At 55.4% G+C, this 21,982-nt stretch carries 26 protein-coding genes; 21 read left to right on the top strand and 5 right to left on the bottom strand.

Annotated elements, in window-relative coordinates; all coding sequences use genetic code 11:
- The first annotated feature begins 54 nt into the window (after window positions 1-54).
- The 7 genes from ACSC94_RS02325 (at window position 55) to ACSC94_RS02355 (ending at window position 5,004) form a co-directional block, all read left to right on the top strand.
- Complete coding sequence (locus ACSC94_RS02325) at window positions 55-888, top strand: hypothetical protein (protein WP_435641461.1); 834 nt, start codon at window positions 55-57, stop codon at window positions 886-888.
- Window positions 885-1,247, top strand: coding sequence for a hypothetical protein (locus tag ACSC94_RS02330; RefSeq protein WP_435641462.1), 363 nt, complete (start codon window positions 885-887; stop codon window positions 1,245-1,247). The genes ACSC94_RS02325 and ACSC94_RS02330 overlap by 4 nt, the downstream gene beginning before the upstream one ends.
- A gap of 121 nt (window positions 1,248-1,368) precedes the next feature.
- Complete coding sequence (locus tag ACSC94_RS02335; RefSeq protein ID WP_435641463.1) at window positions 1,369-2,025, top strand: hypothetical protein; 657 nt, start codon at window positions 1,369-1,371, stop codon at window positions 2,023-2,025.
- Window positions 2,026-2,117: 92 nt separating this feature from the next.
- A complete protein-coding gene (locus ACSC94_RS02340) occupies window positions 2,118-3,029 on the top strand; it encodes a sulfite exporter TauE/SafE family protein (protein ID WP_435641464.1) in 912 nt (303 codons plus the stop codon).
- Window positions 3,026-3,781 carry a TIGR02186 family protein gene (locus tag ACSC94_RS02345; RefSeq protein ID WP_435641465.1) on the top strand — a complete coding sequence of 252 codons (756 nt, stop codon included), beginning with the start codon at window positions 3,026-3,028 and terminating at the stop codon, window positions 3,779-3,781. Before ACSC94_RS02340 ends, ACSC94_RS02345 begins: the two co-directional genes overlap by 4 nt.
- 63 nt (window positions 3,782-3,844) lie before the next feature.
- Entirely contained in the window at window positions 3,845-4,411 is a 567-nt protein-coding gene (locus ACSC94_RS02350; RefSeq protein WP_435641466.1) for a universal stress protein, read from the top strand.
- 23 nt (window positions 4,412-4,434) lie between these two features.
- On the top strand, window positions 4,435-5,004 hold the full coding sequence (locus ACSC94_RS02355) for a NifU family protein (RefSeq protein ID WP_435641467.1): 570 nt from the start codon (window positions 4,435-4,437) through the stop codon (window positions 5,002-5,004).
- A gap of 3 nt (window positions 5,005-5,007) precedes the next feature.
- Here ACSC94_RS02355 and ACSC94_RS02360 read toward each other — a convergent pair whose 3' ends face one another.
- Window positions 5,008-6,189 (bottom strand): polysaccharide deacetylase family protein, encoded by a 1,182-nt coding sequence (locus tag ACSC94_RS02360; RefSeq protein ID WP_435641468.1) that lies wholly within the window; start codon window positions 6,187-6,189, stop codon window positions 5,008-5,010.
- A 218-nt stretch (window positions 6,190-6,407) separates the two neighbouring features.
- On the opposite strand from ACSC94_RS02360, the gene ACSC94_RS02365 reads away from it, so the two are divergent.
- The 3 genes from ACSC94_RS02365 (at window position 6,408) to ACSC94_RS02375 (ending at window position 8,246) form a co-directional block, all read left to right on the top strand.
- Complete coding sequence (locus ACSC94_RS02365; protein ID WP_435641469.1) at window positions 6,408-7,010, top strand: malonic semialdehyde reductase; 603 nt, start codon at window positions 6,408-6,410, stop codon at window positions 7,008-7,010.
- Window positions 7,003-7,719, top strand: coding sequence for a tRNA (adenosine(37)-N6)-threonylcarbamoyltransferase complex dimerization subunit type 1 TsaB (tsaB, locus tag ACSC94_RS02370; RefSeq protein ID WP_435641470.1), 717 nt, complete (start codon window positions 7,003-7,005; stop codon window positions 7,717-7,719). The genes ACSC94_RS02365 and tsaB overlap by 8 nt, the downstream gene beginning before the upstream one ends.
- A gap of 116 nt (window positions 7,720-7,835) precedes the next feature.
- Window positions 7,836-8,246 carry a MucR family transcriptional regulator gene (locus ACSC94_RS02375; protein ID WP_015467262.1) on the top strand — a complete coding sequence of 137 codons (411 nt, stop codon included), beginning with the start codon at window positions 7,836-7,838 and terminating at the stop codon, window positions 8,244-8,246.
- Between the two features lie 106 nt (window positions 8,247-8,352).
- On the opposite strand, the gene proC is transcribed toward ACSC94_RS02375, so the two are convergent.
- The 3 genes from proC to ACSC94_RS02390 are packed head-to-tail and all read right to left on the bottom strand — an operon-like array spanning window position 8,353 to window position 10,042.
- Window positions 8,353-9,192, bottom strand: a complete 840-nt coding sequence (gene proC, locus ACSC94_RS02380; protein ID WP_435641471.1) for a pyrroline-5-carboxylate reductase — start codon at window positions 9,190-9,192, stop codon at window positions 8,353-8,355.
- 20 nt (window positions 9,193-9,212) lie between these two features.
- On the bottom strand, window positions 9,213-9,713 hold the full coding sequence (locus ACSC94_RS02385) for a YbjN domain-containing protein (RefSeq protein ID WP_435641472.1): 501 nt from the start codon (window positions 9,711-9,713) through the stop codon (window positions 9,213-9,215).
- Between the two features lie 11 nt (window positions 9,714-9,724).
- Window positions 9,725-10,042, bottom strand: a complete 318-nt coding sequence (locus ACSC94_RS02390; protein ID WP_435641473.1) for an accessory factor UbiK family protein — start codon at window positions 10,040-10,042, stop codon at window positions 9,725-9,727.
- Window positions 10,043-10,276: 234 nt separating this feature from the next.
- On the opposite strand from ACSC94_RS02390, the gene rfaD reads away from it, so the two are divergent.
- From rfaD to add, 9 genes are all read left to right on the top strand, one after another.
- Window positions 10,277-11,266: an ADP-glyceromanno-heptose 6-epimerase gene (gene rfaD, locus ACSC94_RS02395; protein ID WP_435641474.1), complete on the top strand. Its 990-nt coding sequence runs from the start codon at window positions 10,277-10,279 to the stop codon at window positions 11,264-11,266.
- A gap of 15 nt (window positions 11,267-11,281) precedes the next feature.
- Window positions 11,282-12,085, top strand: coding sequence for a prolipoprotein diacylglyceryl transferase (lgt, locus tag ACSC94_RS02400; RefSeq protein ID WP_435641475.1), 804 nt, complete (start codon window positions 11,282-11,284; stop codon window positions 12,083-12,085).
- Window positions 12,078-13,181, top strand: a complete 1,104-nt coding sequence (locus ACSC94_RS02405; protein WP_435641476.1) for a class I SAM-dependent methyltransferase — start codon at window positions 12,078-12,080, stop codon at window positions 13,179-13,181. Before lgt ends, ACSC94_RS02405 begins: the two co-directional genes overlap by 8 nt.
- A complete protein-coding gene (gene pgeF / locus ACSC94_RS02410) occupies window positions 13,178-13,981 on the top strand; it encodes a peptidoglycan editing factor PgeF (RefSeq protein ID WP_435641477.1) in 804 nt (267 codons plus the stop codon). The genes ACSC94_RS02405 and pgeF overlap by 4 nt, the downstream gene beginning before the upstream one ends.
- Window positions 13,982-14,063: 82 nt before the next feature.
- Window positions 14,064-15,002 (top strand): ribose-phosphate pyrophosphokinase, encoded by a 939-nt coding sequence (locus tag ACSC94_RS02415; RefSeq protein WP_435641478.1) that lies wholly within the window; start codon window positions 14,064-14,066, stop codon window positions 15,000-15,002.
- Window positions 15,003-15,280: 278 nt separating this feature from the next.
- Window positions 15,281-15,919, top strand: a complete 639-nt coding sequence (locus ACSC94_RS02420) for a 50S ribosomal protein L25/general stress protein Ctc (RefSeq protein ID WP_435641479.1) — start codon at window positions 15,281-15,283, stop codon at window positions 15,917-15,919.
- A gap of 121 nt (window positions 15,920-16,040) precedes the next feature.
- Complete coding sequence (pth, locus tag ACSC94_RS02425; protein WP_435641480.1) at window positions 16,041-16,631, top strand: aminoacyl-tRNA hydrolase; 591 nt, start codon at window positions 16,041-16,043, stop codon at window positions 16,629-16,631.
- 12 nt (window positions 16,632-16,643) lie between these two features.
- On the top strand, window positions 16,644-17,750 hold the full coding sequence (gene ychF, locus ACSC94_RS02430) for a redox-regulated ATPase YchF (protein WP_435641481.1): 1,107 nt from the start codon (window positions 16,644-16,646) through the stop codon (window positions 17,748-17,750).
- Window positions 17,751-17,771: 21 nt separating this feature from the next.
- Window positions 17,772-18,827 (top strand): adenosine deaminase, encoded by a 1,056-nt coding sequence (add, locus tag ACSC94_RS02435; protein WP_435641482.1) that lies wholly within the window; start codon window positions 17,772-17,774, stop codon window positions 18,825-18,827.
- Between the two features lie 63 nt (window positions 18,828-18,890).
- Here add and ACSC94_RS02440 read toward each other — a convergent pair whose 3' ends face one another.
- On the bottom strand, window positions 18,891-19,796 hold the full coding sequence (locus ACSC94_RS02440; protein WP_435641483.1) for a branched-chain amino acid aminotransferase: 906 nt from the start codon (window positions 19,794-19,796) through the stop codon (window positions 18,891-18,893).
- A 115-nt stretch (window positions 19,797-19,911) separates the two neighbouring features.
- On the opposite strand from ACSC94_RS02440, the gene ACSC94_RS02445 reads away from it, so the two are divergent.
- The gene (locus ACSC94_RS02445; RefSeq protein WP_435641484.1) at window positions 19,912-20,628 is read left to right on the top strand and encodes a response regulator; all 717 of its coding nucleotides are present in this window, start codon (window positions 19,912-19,914) and stop codon (window positions 20,626-20,628) included.
- Entirely contained in the window at window positions 20,625-21,950 is a 1,326-nt protein-coding gene (locus ACSC94_RS02450; protein WP_435641485.1) for an ATP-binding protein, read from the top strand. Before ACSC94_RS02445 ends, ACSC94_RS02450 begins: the two co-directional genes overlap by 4 nt.
- Window positions 21,951-21,982 lie beyond the last annotated feature (32 nt).

Genomic DNA, 21,982 nt, shown 5'->3' on the forward strand with positions numbered 1-21,982 from the left:
TCCATAATTCATAATATAACCTTCGGGCTATTACTTTTCATGGGATGGATCACGATGAAACATTTGAAAAAATTGACCGGTTGCGCCGGGTTGGCTTTGGCTCTGGCATTTTCCTCGGCGCATGCGGCGCCGTTGGAAAGTTATCTGGAATCCCAGACTGAAGACGTTAAACAGGCCGTCGCGAAGTATAAAAATTGCATGGGCGCAAAAGCGCTCGAGGTCAAGATCGCGCAGGACTATGGTGTCAACGACAACACCTATTTAGAAAATCTGGATGGCGAATTTGATATGGCGGAAGCCTATAGCGACCCGAAAACGGGCGTGTGGGTTGTTATCGCCCAGCCGAATGATAGCAAGGGCGAGAACATGTCGGTCAAAATCGACGGGCCGTCGGAATATCCGATGGATTCCCTTGCGTGCGTTATTGGTAAGGGAACAGATTTTCCGCGCGGGTTGTTCCGTAACCCGAAGTTTCGTGAGATGTTTAATACTTACTATGATAACTATACCGCAGAGGAGCTTTCCTCGCGTAAATACCAATGTGTTTCACTGAGCCAGGCGGAATCCTTCGCGCAAAAAATCTATGCCGCCGCCGCCGTCAATATTCCCGGCAAGGAAACGCAAGATTTCAAAACCATGATGTTGTACGCCAACGAAACGGGCACCGGCACCGATGGCCGCAAGGGCTGGTTGGTGGTGGGCGAGCCGAAAAACCCGGCGGCCATGGGGTATTCTGTACAGCCGGGCGATCGTCTGGTTTGCCTTGTTGAGTATTTCAAGGATGGATACCCGGAAGATGTGACCGGCGCACACTGGTACAATGATTATTTCGACAAAAAATCGGGCAACATTCCGGCGCCCAGCCTGTCGAAGATGCAACCGCAATGATGCGGTTGATGACGGGATTGGCCTTGTCGGTGGCCTTTGCCGCACACGCGGCAAACGGGCCGCAGATTCAAATCGTCACCGGACAGAATGAATGCATTCACGCCCCCGAAGCGATGGCGTTCCACCGCGACGTGTTCAAGGAAGCGCCGACGGGTAAAAAGGGTGAAAGCACCCTGTACCACGTCGAAATCTGGGCCAATACGACGAAGGGGAGCTGGACATTGCTGGGCACCCCGAAAAACGATGCCATGGTGGACCCGGCCATTAAACGTCCGGTTTTGTGCGCCCTGGATGCGGGGACCAGCGGATATCCGGATGATGTGTATATGAAGTATCGGGATTATTTCCCCAAGCCCTAGGCTTTAGGAAAATGACATAATCGCAAACGGCTTGTTTCGGGAAACCTTAACAAGCCGTTTGCCTTTTTATGGTTATGATTGCACAATAGGGCATCAAAATTGGACCGACCGGGAATTTTCCATGAAACATTTACTTTCCGCCTGTATGGCTGTGGCTTTGATGATCGGCGCATCCGCGTCCGCGCGTGCCGATTATTTCGTGTGGGAGGATGCAAAGACCGGCCTGTCCGTCACGTTCCCCGATACATGGAAAGCGGTCAGCCCGAACCAGCCCGATGAAATTCTCACCCTGATGGCTCCGGCCCCGGGCGATTTCGCGGTGTGCCGTATCCGCACCAACGAGGATCGCCGCTTCGTTGTCTTCCCGCCGCGCATGGCATCGGATGTGCAGAAAATTTCGTACAGCACAGGATTCTGGGATACGTATCTGGCCGATTACGACGATGTTGAACTCTATGGCGTTCTGGACAATACCGGTCTGGGCCGCGGGTTCGGCAGCTTCGCCGTCGCCGATTTCAAATCTGATTTCGTGGGGCCGTATATGGGCCGCCGCGCCATTGCCTCCGCCGCGCTGTATAATGACCGTGCCTATGTCATGGATTGTTCCACACGCGAAGGTGTGTTCGAACAATGGCAGCCTTTGTTCATGAGCGTGATGGGATCGGTTGATTTCAAAAAGACCCATGACGAAGTCATCACAGGCAATTACCGCAATTTCCTGAAAGACCCGCAAATGCAATTCAAATTGCCGGGGTCCGAGGCCACCAATCGTTACTAATTCCGGTTTTTTGGTTATCACGCGGGGGTGGTCGTGTTTAAATGGAACATGGCCGCCCCCGTTTAGTCTTTGTCCGTAAGCGTTAGCCCGTCATGCAAATTTACCTGCCGATCGCAGAAATGGCCGTCTCCGCAGAAATGATTCTTCTGCTGGGGGCGCTTGTCGGGTTTTTGTCGGGCATTTTTGGTGTCGGCGGCGGGTTTATGACGACGCCATTTCTGATTTTTCTGGGCATCCCCCCGGCGATTGCGGTGGGCACACAATCGAACCAATTGGCGGCCTCCAGCCTGTCGGGCGTTTTGGCCCATATGCGCAAGGGCAATGTCGATTTCCGCATGGGTGGCGTCATGTTGGGCGGCTCGCTGGCTGGGTCTGTGGTGGGCATTATGCTCTTCCGCCTGCTGCAATATGTGGGGCAGATTGATCTGGCCATTCCTGTTCTCTACGTCCTGTTGCTGGGCAGTATGGGCAGCCTAATGCTGGTCGAAAGTCTTTTGGCCTTCGTGCGCAAAACGGCGCATGAAGATGGTGGCAAGGGGCTGGCGCATCATCCGTTTTTTGAAAAGCTGCCCTATAAGATGCGGTTTCCCCATTCACGTTTGTATGTCAGCGCGCTTCTGCCGGCATCAATCGGCTTTGTGGGTGGGTTGCTGGTGTCCATCATGGGGGTTGGCGGCGGGTTCCTGCTGGTCCCGGCCATGATTTATATTCTGGGTATGCCCACCTTGCTGGTCGCTGGAACGTCGTTGTTCCAGATTTTGATTACCAGTATTTTCACAACCATCCTGCACGCGCTGACCAACCAGACGGTGGATGTCGTTCTGGCGTTCCTGTTGATTGCGGGCGGGGTTGTTGGAACACAAATTGGCGTGCGCGTGGCGCGGCGGATCAAGGGCGCGTATTCGCGGATTGCGCTGGCGGTGTTGTTGTTGATCGTTTGCGTCCAATTGGCCAGTGAATTGTTTGTTCGCCCCGAAGATTTATATTCAACGGTGATCCGATGATGCGGGGCGCTGTTTTATCATTGCTGGGTGTTGTGTGCGCGCTGGGCCTGTCCGGTCCAGTACAGGCGCAGCCGCCATCGGCGCTGGCCATTGATCTGTCGCAGGATCATGTGGACATTACCATGGGGTTTGCCGGAGCGCGGTTTGTCGTGTACGGCACCAAAAACCAACCCGGCGATATTGCCATCATTGTCCGCGGCCCGGACCAGCAAATGATGGTCCGGCGCAAGGATGATGTCGGCGGCATCTGGATGAACCGTGACAGTGTCGTGTTCGATAACGTGCCCGCTTATTATGACGTAGCGCTCAGCCGCCCGGCCCGTGAAATCGCATCCCAGGATGTGCTGGAAGATTACGATATCGGGCTGGATGCCATGCAATTCCTTGTCCGCGATAATGTCGATGAAACAACCCAGCATAATTTCCGCGAGGCCTTAATTCGCAATCGTCAGGCGCACGGATATCTGCCGCTGGAACCTGCACCCATTCTGTTTGTCACCAATGATTTTTTCCGGGCGGTGTTTGATGTGCCACCGGACGTGCCACCTGGATCATATCGGGTTTTGGCCTATCTTATCCGTGACGGGCAGGTGGTGGGCTCGCAAACCCGTGAATTACGTGTGGCACAACAAGGGTTTAGCGCCCGGATCTATTCCTTTGCCCACGGCCATGCGCTGGCCTATGGTTTGGTCGCCGTCATGCTGGCCGCTTTGGCCGGGTGGGGCGCGTGGGCCGTGATGCGCCGGGAATAACAACGGGAATAAAGTTTTTAACACTGCGTTTGTGAACACCAACCCATAAAACGGACCATGGATATGGACATGCAAAACGCCGAAACAAAAGATCTGTCCGCGCGCGAGGAAGAAGTGATCGACGCGGAAATGTCTGTGGCCGAACGTGTCGGGCGTCGCGGCGATGGCGGGGTCTACCTCGTCGTTGCCGATGAATCCGACGAATTTAATCTGGCCCTGCGCTATGCCGCACGCATGGCACAGATCAATCGGGGCCATGTTGGTATTCTGCATGTCATATCGCTGGATGATGTCCAGCAATGGAGCGGTGTTGAAAACCGCATGAAACGCGAATTGCGCGAACAATCGGAAAAATTCATCTGGGCCATGGCCAAGCGCGTCAATGAATTGAATGGCATGATCCCGGCGATTTATGTTCGCGAAGGTGATGCCAAGCATGACGTTATGATCGACCTGATTAACGAGGATATGACGATTAAAATGCTGGTTCTGGGCGCCAGCCCGTCATCATCCGGCCCGGGCCCGACGGTTTCGTATTTTACCGGCAAGGGCCTTGCCAAAATGCGGGTGCCTGTGGTTGTTGTACCGGGGCATCTGGAATCCCAGAAGATTGATGCGATTACAAGCTAAACCGAAGAAAGCGAAGCGTACCCATGTTTATCCAAACCGAACGCACCCCCAACCCGGACACATTAAAATTCATTCCCGGTGAAACCATCATGCCATCGGGCACGGCGGATTTTGGGTCGGTGGGTGAGGCCGGGGCGTCACAACTGGCGCAGCGCCTGTTCAAGATTGAGGGTGTAACGCGCGTGTTTCTGGGGCCGGATTTTATATCGGTGACCAAGGATGCGGGTGAGGATTGGGATTTTCTGAAAGCCCGTATTCTGGCCGCGATCATGGAACATCTGTCCATCGGCATGCCGATTATTGATCCGGATTACACGGTGTCGAAAAAAACTTCCGGCGGTCTCACTGATCTGGATAACGCGATTATCGCGCAGATTGAAGAATTGCTGGAAACCCGTGTGCGCCCAGCGGTGCAATCCGATGGTGGCGATATCGTATTTGATCGATTTGAAGATGGCATCGTGTTCCTGCGCATGCGCGGGGCCTGTGCCGGATGCCCCAGCTCAACCGCGACGCTGAAGGTTGGTATTGAAAACATGCTGCGTCATTATGTTCCAGAAGTTCTGGAAGTGCGTCAGGCGGATGACCTGTAAGCCTTAAGGTTCAACCGCGCCGCGTGTTGCGCGGGGGTCGATTTCGCTGGGTGGGTAACGGTATCCTTCGCCGTGACCGATCTCGGTATCATCTGACGCGCTTGGGCTGGGCAGCGCCACGCTCAACAACATGCCAAACCACCGCCAGCGTTGGTCTTCACCCGCTGCGGGCTTGGGGCCCGGCGCGGTGCAGTTAATGCGGATACGTTCATCCGAAAACGCATCATCCATTCGCAATTCAATGCGGTTTTTATTGGTTCCCACGCGTTTCATCTCCGGCTTGTCTTCGCCCGAGATAAAGCATGAAATATCATCGGCGCGCGCCATCATGATGGGGTCAATGGTGAAGCCGATCATTGGCATGTCTTTGGCCGCAACATACGGATCAATCGGGGTCAGCTCGCTGACCGGGAAGGGCAGGGCCATGGCGGCCATGCGGAAACGATCAAGGTCGCCGTAACTTTCCGTCATGGGAAAACGGGGCAGGGTAAACATATCCGATCCGGCATAGGCCACACCCGATTGTTGTCCGAAGGCCGCCGTAAAGCCCGATGCCGCGACGATGTCGCGATAGGCTTGTGTATATTCCCCGAACGGATAGGCGAAAAACTCTGGGTCCGTTTTAAACACGGCGCGGTAACGGACAATGGCGTTATTCACCTGCCGTCTGATCTCCGTTTCATCCGCATCGGTCAGGCGCGTGTAAATGGCCGGGTGCAGGCCAAAGCTGACCAGCCCGCTGCGGCGCAGTTTTTTTACATCATCCCATGACAGATGCAGCGGTGATTTTGCATCCAGATGGTCGGTGGACAGAAAGACGGTAAAGGGAATGTCTTTCTTCAACAGTAAGGGCATGGCGTTTTCATACGCCGATTTATGCCCGCCATTGAATGTGATGGCGACCGTTCGGTCGGGCAGGCGCGTGCCCGTTTTTAACGCATCGACAATCGTATCCAGCTTTACAATATTGTAATCGCCGTCGATCAATTCCCGCACATGTTCGGCGAATTGTTCGTCACGGATGCTGGTGTCCGGGTATAAATCTTCGTTGACGCGCTGGTACGAGAAAATAACCGCCGATGTCGGCTCGATCGCCGGGCGATGGGCGGGTTGTTTCGGTGTGGCGGCAAAGGCCGATCCGGCGAAATGTCCCAATAATACGGTGCTCAGAGCAAGCGTTTTCACGGCGGAGCGCAAAAGGGAGCGCACCCCACCGGAGAGTGTCGGGATTATGAAATATAACGCCGTTTGATTCATGGACTGACTATAGCGCGGCCTTGGCCGGAAACCAGAAAAATCGCCTAAAATTCCGGCCAGACGGTGGGATGCCCGCGCGTTTTGGTCTAAACTGCGCCAGATTTCAGCCGTCCTGTGGTATGGGGCGGCACATTATGGAGAAAACGATGACGCATGCTGATTCCCGCATTCTGGATGACCGGGCTCTGGATATTCTGTTCCGTGACGCGCGGTCTTATAACGGGTGGACGGATGAACCGGTTTCCGATGTGTTGCTGCACGCGCTTTTCGACTTGTTGAAAATGGGCCCGACCAGCGCGAACTCATCACCCGCGCGTTTCGTGTTTGTAAAAACGCCGGAGGCGAAGGAGCGTTTGAAGCCTTGCCTCGATGCCGGCAACGTGAACAAAACCATGTCGGCGCCAGTGACGGTTTTAATCGCGCATGACCGGAAATTTTATGACCATCTGCCGCGCCTGTTCCCGCATACAGATGCGCGAAGCTGGTTCGCCGGAAATGATGCAAAGATTGAAAGCACAGCCCGCCGCAACGGCACCCTGCAAGGGGCCTATTTGATGATGGCGGCGCGTGCGTTGGGGCTGGATTGTGGGCCGATGTCCGGCTTTAACACCGATAAGGTGAAGGCAGAATTTTTTGCGGATCAGGACGTCGAAGTGAACTTCATCTGCGCCCTTGGCTATGGTGATCCGGCCAGCATTTTCGGGCGTTCCCCGCGTTTTGACTTTGACGATGTGTGCAAGATTGTCTGATTTGTCCAAGCCCTGCATTCTGGCGATTGATACATCCATGGCGGCCTGCAATGTCGCCGTGTTTGATACGGCATCCATGGCGGGTACGTCCCGCGCGGAACCGATGGCGCGCGGACAGTCCGAAGATCTGGTCCCCATGGTCAATGATGTCCTGTCGATGGCGGAGCGGTCCTATGATGATGTTGGCTTGGTTGTCGTGACGGTGGGGCCGGGGGCCTTTACCGGGGTGCGTATTGCGTTATCTGCGGCGCGGGCGTTTGGTTTGACGCTCAATTGTCCGGTTGTCGGTGTGCTGAGCACGGATGCGCTCGCGCAAACTTTGATCGCGCGCGGCGATGTGCGCGACGGCGAAACCATTATGATTTTGATGGATACGAAACGCGGCGATTACTACACGCAACTTTTTACGGCAGAGGGTGCGGCATTGACCGAACCGCTGGTGATGAAGCGCGATGAATTGCCGGATTTGATCGCCGGGCACTCCGTTGTGATCGTTGGTGATTGCCCGCACATTGCGGCAACATTGAACGGCGCACGCGTGGCGACGGAGATTGTTTTCCCGGATATGGACCGCATGGCGCGGGTTGCGGCCACCCGTTGGGCGCGGGGTGGGGCGGACGCCTTTTTACCCCCGGAACCTGTCTATTTGCGCGGGGCCGAGGTCAGCCAGCCGAAGAAAAAAGGCCGGACAATCGCGGAAAATCAGTAATTTGGTTAATAATTACTGTTAAAATGGCGATGAATACTTTGTATTCCGGCTTTCCTGTGTGGTTTTAACCACCTATACTTTGCCTAACGACTGTTATTCTCGAAAGGGCGTCATCCATGACCACCAATAAAGACCAGCATCAGGACCTGTTGGCCCTGACCACCGAAATCGTGGCGGCGCATTTGTCCAACAATCAGGTGGGCACCGATGAAATTCCGATGCTGATTCAAAAGGTGTACAAAACGTTGTCGAACGTCAACGGCGATGCCCCGGTGATGAGCGAACGCCCGCAACCGGCAGTGCCGATTAAACGGTCCGTTACACCGGAATATATCGTCTGTCTGGAAGACGGTAAAAAATTGAAAATGCTGAAACGGCATTTGAAAACGGCGTACAACATGTCACCGGAAGAATACCGCGAACGCTGGGGCCTGCCCGCCGATTACCCGATGGTGGCCCCCAGCTACGCCCGTCAGCGCAGCAAGCTGGCCAAGGATATTGGTCTGGGCACACGCGGCCGGAAATAAATTCCCTTATCACCCCATTCGTCATTCCGGCGCAGGCCGGAATCCATTGGATGGATCGCATGGACACCGGCCTGCGCCGGTGTGACGGGTGTTGATGTTTGTGAAATTATTTAGACAGTTCAATACTGCGCGCCGTTGCCGCGGCGAGGGCATCGTCGAATGCGGATTGCATACGGTTATCCTTCAGCAAAACGTCCATCGCCGCCGCGGTTGTTCCGCCGGGGCTGGTGACGTTTTTACGCAACATGGCTGCGGGCGTGCCTGAATCTGCTGCGGCCAGAGCGGCGGAGCCGATCATTGTCTGGCGCGCCAATCGCATGGCGAAATTCTTGTCCAATCCGGCTTTCGTTCCGGCTTCGGCCAGAACTTCGATCAGATAAAACAGATAGGCCGGACCACTGCCCGACAGGGCGGTGACGGGGTCCAGCAATTTTTCATCGTCGACCCATTCCACCTGACCAATGGCGCGCAGCAGCGTGTTGGCAATCTGGCGCTGCTCTGCGCTTACGCCTGCGTTGGAGACGGCCACGGTAATACCTTCGCCAATGGCGGCGGGGGTGTTGGGCATGGAGCGAACAATGGCGCGGTCCATGCCGAAGTAATTTTCAAACCCGCCAATCGTCTGCCCCGCCGCGATGGACAGAATAACGGCATTGGTGGGCACGATGTCTTTCAAATCCGGGCAAACCTGCGTCATGATTTGTGGTTTAACGGCCAGAACGACGACATCAATTTCCGATGCAATTTCACGCAAGGCGGCGGCGCTGTCGTACCCGCTGATGTTATCTTCATCCTGAAATTCATCCGGCAATCCGGCGGGTTCCAGAACGAATACGTCACCAACAATGCGGGCGGAAATCCATCCGCGCAAAAGCGCAGACCCCATCTTGCCGCACCCGATCAGGGCGACAGACGGTTTCAAATTGCGCAATGGGCTGGATGGCATGGGAATGGGATTTGCTTCGCTTATGCTTCTCCGGCGGTGTCTTGCGCCGCCAGTTTCAGCAGGGAATGGTCCATCGTGCCCGTGTCCGACATCATCTGGAACAACGGGTAATAGCGTTCGCATTCGGCCACGGCAATTTCCATCAGATCGCCAACGAAATCGGCACCGGATGTTTGCGTTTGCCCGCGGAACAGGCTGGTGTGGCGGAAGCACGGCGTGCCGTTGGTGGGCAGGTCAAAATGGCCCAGCCAGACATCGGCGTTCACATCCATCAATGCATTGGCCATCAGGCCGCGATGCTCCGTCGGGATGGACAGGTTATATTGGCAGGAAAACTGCATCGCACTGAATTGTTCCTGCCACACGAAAACCATGCGGTACGTGCCGTGGCGGGCGGCGACCGTAACGGTCAGCTCGTCATCATTCATGCGGTTGAAGGACCAGTCCTGACCGGACAAAATGTCTTCCACGCTGTCCAGCGGGTTGCTGATTTCATCCAAAAAATCGATATGGTCGGTCATGGCTTCTGCCCTTACTTCTTTTTCTTTGTGGTTTTTGTTGCTTTGGGTGCGGCTTTCTTTGTGGCCGTTTTTTTCGGCGCTGCCTTTTTACCCTCGGCAACGCTCAACGCCGCTTCCAGCTCGTCCACGCGCTTGCGCAATTTATCAACGGCCCCGGCCAGACGGTCGAAATCGTCACGGGGGACCAGATCCAACTTCGCGGCCATATCTTCGATCCGGGCGCGGATATCATCATGGATCTGCTGGTGCAGTCCGCTGAAAATATTGACGGCACCGCCTGCAACGCGGGCGAGATCGTCCAAAATCCGTGGATCGGGTTTCATGGTCATGCTTGGCACCTGTGCTTGAATAGAGAAAGGGATAACAGGCCGGGGCGGGGGGCTTCAACGGTTTCAGCGTGCGGTTTCAAACATATCCACCTCGTTTTTACGGCGTTTTCCGGAGTCTGTGAACAAAACCCGAAAAAGCCCTGTATATCCGGGGATTTAACCTTTTTTCGCGGGCGGGGCGGTGCTATTTCTGGTGGGGCAAAACTGCGCCATTTTCCGGAAGGGGTATCAGATATGATTATTGTCACGGGCGGAGCCGGGTTTATCGGGTCCAATCTTGTCGCCGCACTGGAAGATCGCGGCATCACCAATCTGGTCGTCTGCGACACGTTAGGCAGTGATGATAAATGGCGTAATATTTCCAAACGGGAATTGCGCGATGTCGTTCACCCCGACCATCTGATGGATTATATGAACGCCCACGCGGGCGAAGTGCAGGCCGTTTTCCACATGGGCGCGATTTCCGCAACCACGGAACGCGATGCCGATGCCATTACCCAAAACAATTTCACCGCCACGCGCCTGCTGTGGAAATGGTGTGCGGCGCATAATGTGCGTTTGATTTATGCGTCATCCGCCGCGACATATGGCGATGGCGATGCCGGGTTCGTGGACAATGACGCACCGGAATTTTTGGCGAAATTGCGCCCGCTCAACCCCTATGGCTGGTCGAAACATCTGTTTGACCGCCGCACTGCCCGTATCGTGCGTGACGGCAGCGAACCGACCCCGCCGCAATGGGCCGGGTTAAAATTCTTCAACGTCTATGGCCCGAACGAATATCATAAAAGCGAGCAGATGAGCGTGGTTTGCAAGCTGTATCCGCAAGTGATGGCGGGCGCATCGGCGCGTTTGTTCAAATCCGCCAATCCGAATTACGGTGATGGCGGCCAGATCCGCGATTTTATCTATGTTGATGATTGCGTGTCGGTGATGATGTGGCTGTACGACAATCCGGGCATCAACGGATTGTTCAACGTGGGCACGGGCAAGGCCCGCAGTTTCAAGGATCTGGCCGAGGCCGTCTTTGCCGCCGCCGATAAGAAGCCGAAAATCCAGTATATCGACATGCCGCAGGAATTGCAGGCGAAGTACCAATATTACACGCAGGCCGACATGACCAAATTGCGTGCCGCCGGATACGACAAGCCCTTTACCGATCTGGAAGAGGGCGTGCGCCGGTACGTGCAGGATTTCATGTCTCAATCTGACCAGTATCGTTAAGGGTAACACTTCATCATGGCCATTCCATTTCCAGATATTGACCCGATCGCGTTTTCCGTCGGCCCGCTGGTGGTGCGGTGGTATGCGCTGGCCTATATCGCCGGGTTTGTTCTGGGGTGGCGTTATGCGCTGTATTTGTGCGGCCTGACCAAGGATGCGCGCCCGAACGCGCTGGACATCGATGATTTCCTGCCCTGGGGCATTCTGGGTGTTATTCTGGGCGGGCGTGTCGGCTATGTGTTGTTCTACCAATTGCCGATGTATATGGCCGAACCGTTGGAGATTTTGAAAGTCTGGAACGGCGGCATGTCGTTCCATGGCGGGGCGGCTGGCGCGATTATCGCCATGATGATTTACGCATGGGTGAAGAAAATCTCCTTCCTGCGTCTGGCCGATATTTTCTGCTGTGGCGTGCCCATCGGCTTGTTTTTTGGTCGTCTGGCCAATTTCGTCAACGGCGAATTGTTTGGCCGCACGACGGATGTGGCGTGGGGCGTTGTGTTCCCGCATGGTGGGCCAATGCCGCGCCACCCCAGCCAGATTTACGAAGCCCTGCTGGAAGGGGCGTTGCTGTTTATCGTCCTGTATCTGTTCGCCCGCCGCGATGCCATTCGTAACCGTCCGGGCATTATCGCCGGGACGTTCTTGATCGGTTACGGTATATCGCGTGTTATCATCGAATTCTTCCGCGAACCGGATGTGCAGATTGGCTATATCATGGACATCTTCACGATGGGACAGGTGTTGTGCGTGCCGATGATTTTGGTGGGTGCGTATGTCGTCTGGTACGCCATGCGCCGGGGTTTGCGCAATGCCTGAAACCCTGACCGATATTCTGATCCGTCATATCCGTGATAACGGTCCGATCAGCGTATCGCATTTCATGGGTTTGGCGTTGGGGCATCCGCAATACGGTTATTACATGAATCGCGACCCGTTCGGGCGGCTGGGTGATTTTGTTACCGCGCCGGAAATTTCCCAATTGTTTGGTGAAATGGTCGGGGTGTGGATGGCGGATTTATGGCTGCGCATGGGCGCGCCCGCGCCGTTCCTGCTGGCCGAAGCCGGGCCGGGACGTGGGACGTTGATGGCCGATATTTTGCGCGCCACGCGCAAGGTGGATGGGTTCCACGCCGCCATGCAAATCCACCTGATTGAAACCAGCCCAGCCTTGCGCACCCTTCAAACCCATGCCTTGGCCGGGTTTACCCCCCATTGGCACGATTCAATCGATACATTGCCCGATGATGCGCCGATCCTGTTTGTGGCGAATGAATTTCTGGATGCGTTGCCGATCATACAATTGATGCATGGTGACAAGGGGTGGGCGGAACGCGTTATCGGCCTGTCCGATGATGGGCAATTGATGTTTGGTTTAGTGCCTGCCGATCCGTCTCTGGTCGCGGCCATTCCCGATAATCTGGACCCAAAAGATGGGCAGGGTGTTTATGAAGTGTCACCCGCACGGTCCGGGTTTACAGCCTTGCTCAGCGAGCGGATCGAACGTCAGGGTGGTGCGGCCTTGTTCATCGATTACGGCCATGGGCATCACGGCATGGGCGATACGTTACAGGCGATGCGGGCGCATAAATTCGTAGGCGTGTTCGAAGATGTTGGAACGGCCGACATCACCAGTCACGTCGATTTCGAAGCGGTCGCGGAAACCGCCATTCATCACGGGGCCAGTGTTTATGGCCCGGTTGAACAATGGCAATTTCTGGAAGACATGGGCATTCGTATGCGGGCTGCGCATTTAATTAACAATGCGACCGATGAAAAACTGGCCGATGCTGTACGCGATGGGCTGGAGCGGCTTATTTCACCCGATCAAATGGGATCGTTATTCAAGGTTCTGGCCATTTGTCACGATGCGGCACCGATGCCGTCCGGGTTTGGAGAGGATATCACGCCATGACCACAATCGATGTTCCATGCTACAGCGATGGAAATTTCATTTCACCGATGATCACCAACATCGCGCACGGTTTCTTTGGTCGCCGTGGCGGCGTGAGCAAGGGGCTCTATACCGCACTCAATTGCGGTTTGGGCACGCAGGATGATGCCGATGCTGTTGTCGAAAACCGCAAACGTGTGGCCGATGTTCTTGGCGCGGCCCCCGATCATTTGATCAGCATGAAACAAGTGCACAGCGCGACATGCGTCTATGTCGATAAACCATGGACCGTGGAAACGCGCCCCGATGCGGATGGATTTGTGACGGATGTGCCGGGGCTGGCCCTTGGTGTTCTGACGGCGGATTGCGGTCCGATCTTGTTTTACGGTGAAAAATCCAGCGGCGCGCCCGTTATCGGCGCGGCCCATGCCGGGTGGGGTGGGGCGTTGAACGGTGTTCTGGAATCCACCGTGCGTGAAATGGCCCGCCATGGCGCGGCGCTGGACGGCATTCATGCCAGCATCGGTCCCTGCATTGGTCCGGCGTCTTATGAAGTGAAGATGGATTTTATCGGTAATTTCCTGAATCAAGACCCGGAGAATGAGCGGTTCTTCAAACCCGGCCGAGCAGATGACAGCTATTACTTCGATTTGCCGGGCTATATCGCATGGCGGCTGGCCGTGGCCGGGGTGCGGCATGTATCGATCGGCGGGCAGGATACGTATAGTGCCGACCATGATTGGTTCAGCTATCGCCGTGCAACGCACCGGAAAGAGGCCGATTATGGAAGGCAGATTTCTGCGATTATGATCCGCAATTAACCCTTAATCGGTTGATTTTCGTGGGGGATTTTTTATAGTTGCCCCATTCCAATGCATTCAAAACAGCAGGGACCGCGCCGTCATGAAAATCATCGCAGGGAATTCCAACCTTCCGCTGGCGCAGGCCATTTCCGAGTATCTTGAAATTCCGCTGGCCAAGGCGACGATCCGCCGCTTCTCCGACATGGAAGCCTTCGTGGAAATTCAGGAAAATGTCCGGGGCGAAGATGTGTTCGTGGTGCAATCCACATGCTATCCCGCCAACGACAATTTGATGGAATTGCTGATCACCATTGATGCGTTGCGCCGTGGATCGGCCCGCCGCATTACCGCGGTTATCCCGTATTTCGGTTACGCGCGTCAGGATCGCAAAACGGGTGGCCGCACGCCGATTTCGGCGAAGCTGGTCGCCAATCTGATTACCGCCGCCGGTGTGGACCGGGTTCTGACGTTGGAACTGCATGCCGGGCAGATTCAGGGCTTCTTTGACATCCCTCTGGACAATTTGATCGTCGGCCCGGTGTTCGTGCCGGAAATTGAAAAACGGTTCGCGGGCAAGGAAAGCCAGTTGGTCATCGTGTCCCCGGACGTGGGCGGCGTGGTTCGCGCGCGGGCGCTGGCCAAGCGCCTGAATGCCGATCTGGCGATTATTGATAAACGCCGGGAGCAAGCGGGCGTGTCCGAGGTCATGAACGTGATCGGGCATGTTGAGGGGAAAATCTGCCTGATGGTGGATGATATTGTGGATTCCGGCGGAACATTGTGCAACGCGGCTGACGCCTTGATTGATCAGGGGGCCACGGCGGTTCAGGCCTATGTCGTCCATGGCGTCCTGTCCGGCGCCGCGGTGGACCGGATTTCCAAGTCCAAAATCGAACGGATGGTCATTACGGACTCGATTCCGGCCACGGATGCGGTCAAAAATGCCAGCAATATCGAGCAGTTAACGGTTTCCCGCCTGATGGGCGAGGCAATCCGCCGGATCAGCAACGAAGAGTCGATTTCGGCCCTGTTTATCTAACTTTTCTGAACATTGAATTGTCATCCCCGCCTTGTGCGGGGATCCGGGGCCACGGGCCCCCAATTATCCCGGTCATTCCGGATCCCCGCACAAGGCGGGGATGACGGGCGGGCGGGGCGGAGACGGTGTGAAAAGGTTAAGTTTTCGCCCGGTTTCCTTGCTTTACCCCCTGTTTTCGCTTGCCTTTCCCCTCTGTTTTGTGGTTTTTAGGCCCTGTTCGGGCCAAACCCCCCTGGAGGCGGCCCTGTTTTAAATGCCAGACATAAAGGAATGACACCATGTCGAAGAAATTTTCGCTGACGGCGGAAAAACGTGACGGGGCAGGTAAGGGGATCGCCCGCGCACTGCGCCGTGAACACAAAATCCCTGCGGTTGTATACGGCGATAGCAAAGAGCCTATCTCCATTACCCTGCCGCTGAAAGAAATCACGCTGGAATACCACAAGGGTTACATGTTCACACATCTGTGTGAAATCACCGTTGGTGGTCAGACACACCTGACCCTGGCCCGTGATGTTCAATTGCACCCGGTAACCGACAAAATCATTCACGTTGATTTCCTGCGCGTGACGCCGAAAACCCGTATTAAGGTTGACGTGCCGGTTCACTTCATCAACGACGAAGAATGCAAAGGCCTGAAAGCCGGTGGCGTTCTGAACGTTGTTCACCATGAAGTTGTTCTGGAATGCGCTGCTACGGACATTCCGGAATTCGTTGAAGTCGACCTGACCAACTATGATCTGGGCGATGTCATTCACATGGACGTTGTGACGTTGCCGAAGGGCGCGACCTCCGTTCTGGAAGGTGACGAAACCATTGCAACGATCGCCGTTCCGCGCGCTGTTGTTGAAGTGGAAGACGCTCCGGTTGCGGCTGACGCTGTACCGGCATCGACCGAGAAAAAAGAAGCCGAATAAGCTTTTTCGGACCGGCGCCGTGGTTTCGCGCATTGCCCGTTTTTTGGGTGTTTGTTCGCGGGACATACGGCGCCGGTTTTCTATTCAATCACCGCGTAATGAAGACGACCGGACGAATTCCATGTGGCTTTTGGTTGGTCTGGGCAATCCCGGCCAGAAATATGCCGATAACCGGCACAATATCGGGTTTATGGCGGTTGATGCCATTGCCCGTGCCCACGGTTTTCCCGATTTCCGGACGAAGTTTCAAGGGTTGCTGACCGAAGGCCGCATTGGCGGTGAAAAGGTCGCCCTGTTCAAGCCGCAAACCTATATGAATGAATCGGGATTAGCCGTTGGGGCCGCGGCCAAGTTTTTTAAGGTGACGCCGAACCGCATTCTCGTGTTCCACGATGAACTGGATCTGGCGGCATCGAAATTGCGGATCAAGTTGGGTGGCGGTCACGCCGGGCACAATGGTCTGCGGTCGATTGATTCCCATCTGGGGCGCGCCGATTATATGCGCGTGCGGTTGGGCATTGGTCACCCGGGGGATAAAGATCGCGTTCACGGCCATGTGCTGGGCGATTTTTCCAAGGACGAACAGAAATGGGTCGATGCGATGATGAAATCCATCCCCGATCATGTGGGCCTGATCCTGTCGGGCAAAGAGAATGATTTTATGAGCAAGGTCGCAAGCGATCTTCAACCGCCTAAAGAGCAAAGCGTGTAAAGGACGAAGAAAATGGGTTTTAATTGCGGGATTGTCGGTCTGCCGAACGTTGGGAAATCAACATTGTTTAACGCCCTGACGGCAACGGCGGCGGCGCAGGCGGCAAACTTTCCGTTCTGCACGATTGAACCGAACGTGGGCCGCGTGGCTGTGCCGGATGCACGCCTCGATAAAATCGCCACCATCGGCAAATCGGCGCAGATCGTGCCGACACAATTGGAATTTGTTGATATTGCCGGTCTGGTAAAGGGCGCGAGCAAGGGCGAAGGTCTGGGAAACCAATTTCTGGCCAACATCCGTGAAACCGATGCCATCGTGCATGTGTTGCGTTGCTTTGATGATGAAAATGTCATCCACGTTGAAGGATCTGTTGATCCGATCCGTGATGCCGAAGTGATCGAAACGGAATTGATGCTAGCCGATCTGGAATCGGTTGAACGCCAGATCGTCAGCACGACGAAAAAAGCAAAATCCGGCGACAAGGATATTAAAGTCCAGTTGGCCGTGATGGAGAAGGTTAAGGTTGCATTGGATGCGGGCCAACCCGCCCGTGTCGTCGTGCCGAATCTGGCCGAAGATGAGAAGAAGCCGTTTGCCATGCTGCAACTGTTGACCTCAAAACCGATCCTGTATGTCTGCAACGTATCCGAGGCCGATGCGGCCACGGGCAATGAGTGGACGAAGAAAGTCGCCGACATGGCGAAGGCGCAAGGCGCGCAGCATGTTGTGATCAGCGCCGCGATTGAATCCGAAATCGCCCAATTGGGTTCGGAGGAGGAGAAAGAAGAATTCCTCTCCACCCTCAATCTGGAAGAAGCGGGCCTGAACAAAATTATCCGTGCGGGTTATACCCTGTTGGGTCTGCAAACCTATTTCACTGTGGGCCCGAAAGAAGCCCGTGCGTGGACGGTTTTGAAGGGAGCACGCGCGCCGCAGGCCGCGGGCGAAATCCACTCCGATATCGAACGCGGTTTTATCCGTGCCGAAGTAATTGCCTATAGCGACTTCATCGCCTTGAATGGCGAGCAAGGCGCAAAAGACGCCGGTAAAATGCGCGTCGAAGGCAAAGAATATGTCGTTCAAGACGGCGACATCATGTTGTTCCGCCACAGCGGTTGATTGAAAAAGGGAGCCAATGTCATGCAACAAGACAGTACGCGTAATATTCCAAAAGCCGAATTACACGTCCACGTCGAGGGGACCGTGCGTCCCGACATTGCGCGGCAGTTGGCAAAGAAAAACGGCGTAACCTTGCCGTATGATATCTTCACGCCGGACGGGCAGGGCTATCAATGGTCCGGCTTTATCGATCTGGTCACCCGCGTATATCAGGCGATGGCCCAATGCGTTCGCACCCGTGACGATTTCAAAACAATCACCGAAGATTATCTGGATCGCTGCGCGAAAGAAGGCGCGGTCTATGTCGAAATCATCGCCTGCTGCGGCCAGACGCATCTGTCCGGTATTTCGTACAAGGATATGATTGACGGTATTGCCGATGGCATCGATGCCGCCCGTGCAAAGCACGGGATTGAAGCCCGCATCAATATGACATTCGAACGTCACCGCCCGGGGGTTGAGGCGCAGAATGACGCCGATATGATCCTGTCTTACAAACACCCTTATATCGTTGGGTTGGATATTGCCGGCGGCGAAATGGCCGGGGACATTCCGCAATTCATGAACGATTATAACCGCGTGGTGCAGAATTTTGGCCGCCCGCTGGGCATTCGCCTGCATGCCGCGGAAAATGTGGGCCCGCAAAACGGATGGGATGCGCTGGCGCTGAACCCGTCGCGTCTGGGCCATGGTGTGCGGATTGTTGAAGATGCCACGCTGGTTGATGAAATCGTCAAACGCGGCATTGCGCTGGAAGTGTGCCCGACCAGCAATATTCTGGCCGGGGTTTATCCGGATTTTGCCGCACATCCGTTGAAAAAACTGGTGGATCGTGGTGTGCGGATTTCTCTGAACTCTGATGATCCGGGTTTGTTTGGTAATTCCATCGGCGAAGAATACCGGGTCGCCCACGATGAATTCGGTTTAACGCGTGATCAGTTGGTTCAAGTCACCCGCGATGCAATCAACGATTCCTACGCTGATGCGGCATTGAAGAAAACATTGCTGAATCGTGTGGACGCTATGGTGGCCGCAAATTTTAATCCGCGCCGTCCGGGGCCTGCACCAACACCATAATGGTCCCTGACGGCGTGATGCCTTGAATTTAAAACCCCGGCTTTTGGCCGGGGTTTTTCTTATTTATGCGGCTTTGGCCTTCTGGTGAACCAGATCGGAATAGGCATCTTTCAACCGCGTCGTGACCGGACCGATCGTGTAGGTGATGTCGGTATCAATTTTTGACACCGGAGCAATCTCCGCCGCTGTGCCGGTCAGGAAGACCTCTTCAAACGTCTTCATCTCCTCCGGCATGATCGCGGTTTCTTCAACCGTGTAGCCCATGTCGCGGGCCAGTTTCATCACGGTTTGGCGTGTAATGCCGTTCAGGAAGCAATCCGCAATTGGCGTATAAATCACACCATCACGAATGGCAAACAGGTTCGCGCCCGATGATTCCGCCACACGACCACGGAAATCCAGCATCAGGGCGTCATCATACCCATTGCTTTCGGCCTCATGCTTGGCCAGCGTGCCAATCATGTACACGCCGCAGGCCTTGGCCTGTGTTGGCATGGTGCGCGGGTCCGGGCGGCGCCAGGACGCGGTGCGCAGGGCGAGGCCCGCGGCATCACCCGCCTTGGGGAAGAAATATTTCGGCCACTTCCAGCAGGCAATGGCCACATGGACCTTGGTGCCCTTGGCCGATACACCCATCTGTTCCGCCCCGCGATAGGCCAGCGGGCGTACATAGCCATTGGTGATATTGTTGGCCTTGATCACTTCATAAGACGCATCGTTCAATGCCTTGGCGCTGAACGGCACATCCATATCCAGACATTTGCCGGAGAAAATCAGGCGTTCGGAATGTTCGGTCAGTTTAAAAATCTGGCCGTCATACACACGCTCGCCCTCAAACACGCTGCCGCCGTAATGCAAGCCATGGGTCAGGACGTGGGTTTTGGCGTCGCGCCACGGGATCATTTTCCCGTTCATCCAGATAAAGCCATCACGATCATCATAAGGCAGGGCGGAGGGGGAGGCGCACATCGTTGTAATTCCATGGTTTTTAAGGGTTTTGCCGCGCGGCCGCAGGGGTTTCACCAACCCGCGCAGTGTGTTAAAAATTACCAGAAATAACAAACGCCGCAAAGGGCGGTTTTCTATGAGCGCGGATATGCAAATTGCGGACAAGCTGGCGACACGCCCGCATATTCTGGTCGTCGATGACGATGACCGGATCCGCCAGCTTGTCACCAGGTTCCTGCACGAAAATGGTTTCGTGGTGGCCTCCGCCGAAAGCGCCGCCGCCGCCCGCGAATTGCTGGCGCATCTGGATTTCGATGCCATGGTGGTGGACATCATGATGCCGGGGGAAACGGGCTTGGAATTGACCAAATCCATCCGCACCCATAACGATATTCCGGTTTTGATGCTGACCGCATTGGGCGAGGCCGATGACCGTATTGCGGGTCTTGAAACCGGGGCGGATGATTATTTGCCCAAACCGTTTGAACCGCGTGAATTGGTTTTACGCCTGAACGCCATTTTGCGCCGCCGGCCGAAAGCCGCGGCCGATATGCGCGTGCGATTGGGGCGGTGGGTGTATGACCCGGCTGTGAATATCCTGCAACATGATGGTGATATCCAAGCCCTGACCACCGTTGAAACCACTTTGCTGAAAGCCTTAATCAGTCGGGCGGGCGAAGCCATAAGCCGCGAAGATTTGGCCCGAATGTGCAATCTGGACGACAGTGGCGAACGCACCATTGACGTGCAGGTTACGCGCCTGCGCCGCAAGATCGAGCAGGACACGCGCACGCCGCTGGTCCTGCAAACCGTGCGGGGCAAGGGCTATATGCTGCGGGTGGACCCGGTATGAAAATAAGGTCGCTGTTCCGCAATATTCTGCCGCGTACATTGCTGGCCCGGTCGCTGATGATTTTGATCATCCCGGTTTTGCTGACCCAGATGATTACGGTCTATATTTTCTTTGATCGTCACTGGGGCAAAATGACGGATCGTCTGGCCTATGCCGTGGCCGGGGAAATGGCCATTGTTGCCGAACAGATTGAAAATGATCCTTCGCCTGAACGGATCAGCCGCATTTCCGGCCATATGGCCAAGCATCTGGATTTGTTGATCAGCTATCAGCCCGGTGCGGTGTTGGAGAATATCCCCGAGGATATTGACCGCTCCATCGTCTCGGACATTCTGGGCCGTGCGCTGGATCAACAGGTGCGCCGCCCGTACCGTATCAATGTCGATCTGTCCGAAAAATGGGTGGAAATTGCCATCGCGCTGAATGACGGGGTGTTATTTGTTTCATCGCCGCAACGGCGGCTGTTTTCATCGTCGGGCTATATCTTCCTGCTCTGGATGATTTTTACGTCCATTGTATTGCTGGCGGTTTCGATCCTGTTTATGCGCAATCAAATTCGCCCCATCCGTCGTCTGGCGGTGGCGGCGGAACGAATTGGCAAGGGCCGCGATATGCCCGCAACGCTAAAGGTTGAAGGCGCGCGCGAAGTGCGGCAGGCAGCGCAAGCCTTCCTTGATATGAATGACCGTATCAAACGCCAGATTTCCCAACGCACCGCCATGCTGGCCGGGGTATCGCATGATTTGCGCACACCGTTGACGCGCTTGAAACTGCAGGTCGCTATGCTGGGTAACCACCCGGATGCCGAAGGCATGATGCAGGACATTCAGGACATGGAAAAAATGCTGAATGGCTACCTCGATTTCGTGCGCGGTGAGGGCGGGGAGCAGGCGGTTGCCGGGGATATGAATGATATTCTGAACCGCATCGTATCCGGCGCACGCCGCGCCGGCGGCGACGTTATTCTGGATTCCCAAGGTGATCTGGCCCTGACGCTGCGCCCGATGGCGATGGAACGGGCGCTGTCCAACCTGATTACCAATGCCCGTAAATACGCATCCCACGTGTGGATGAGCGCGCGGCGCGTGAATGATGATGTTGAAATCGTGATTGACGATGATGGTCCGGGTATTCCGCCGGATCAGTATGACGATGTGTTCCGCCCCTTCTACCGTGTCGATACATCACGCAACACGGCGACGGGTGGGGTCGGGCTTGGTTTGCCCATCGCGCAGGACGTGATCCACAGCCATGGCGGGCAGATTACGCTGGACCAAAGCCCGCGCGGTGGCTTGCGCGTGATTATCCTGATTCCAGTTTAAACTCTTAGCGTCATACCGGCGCCAAGAAACAA

It is taken from the genome of Micavibrio aeruginosavorus (assembly GCF_051245535.1).
Taxonomy (GTDB): Bacteria; Pseudomonadota; Alphaproteobacteria; order Micavibrionales; family Micavibrionaceae; genus Micavibrio; species Micavibrio aeruginosavorus_D.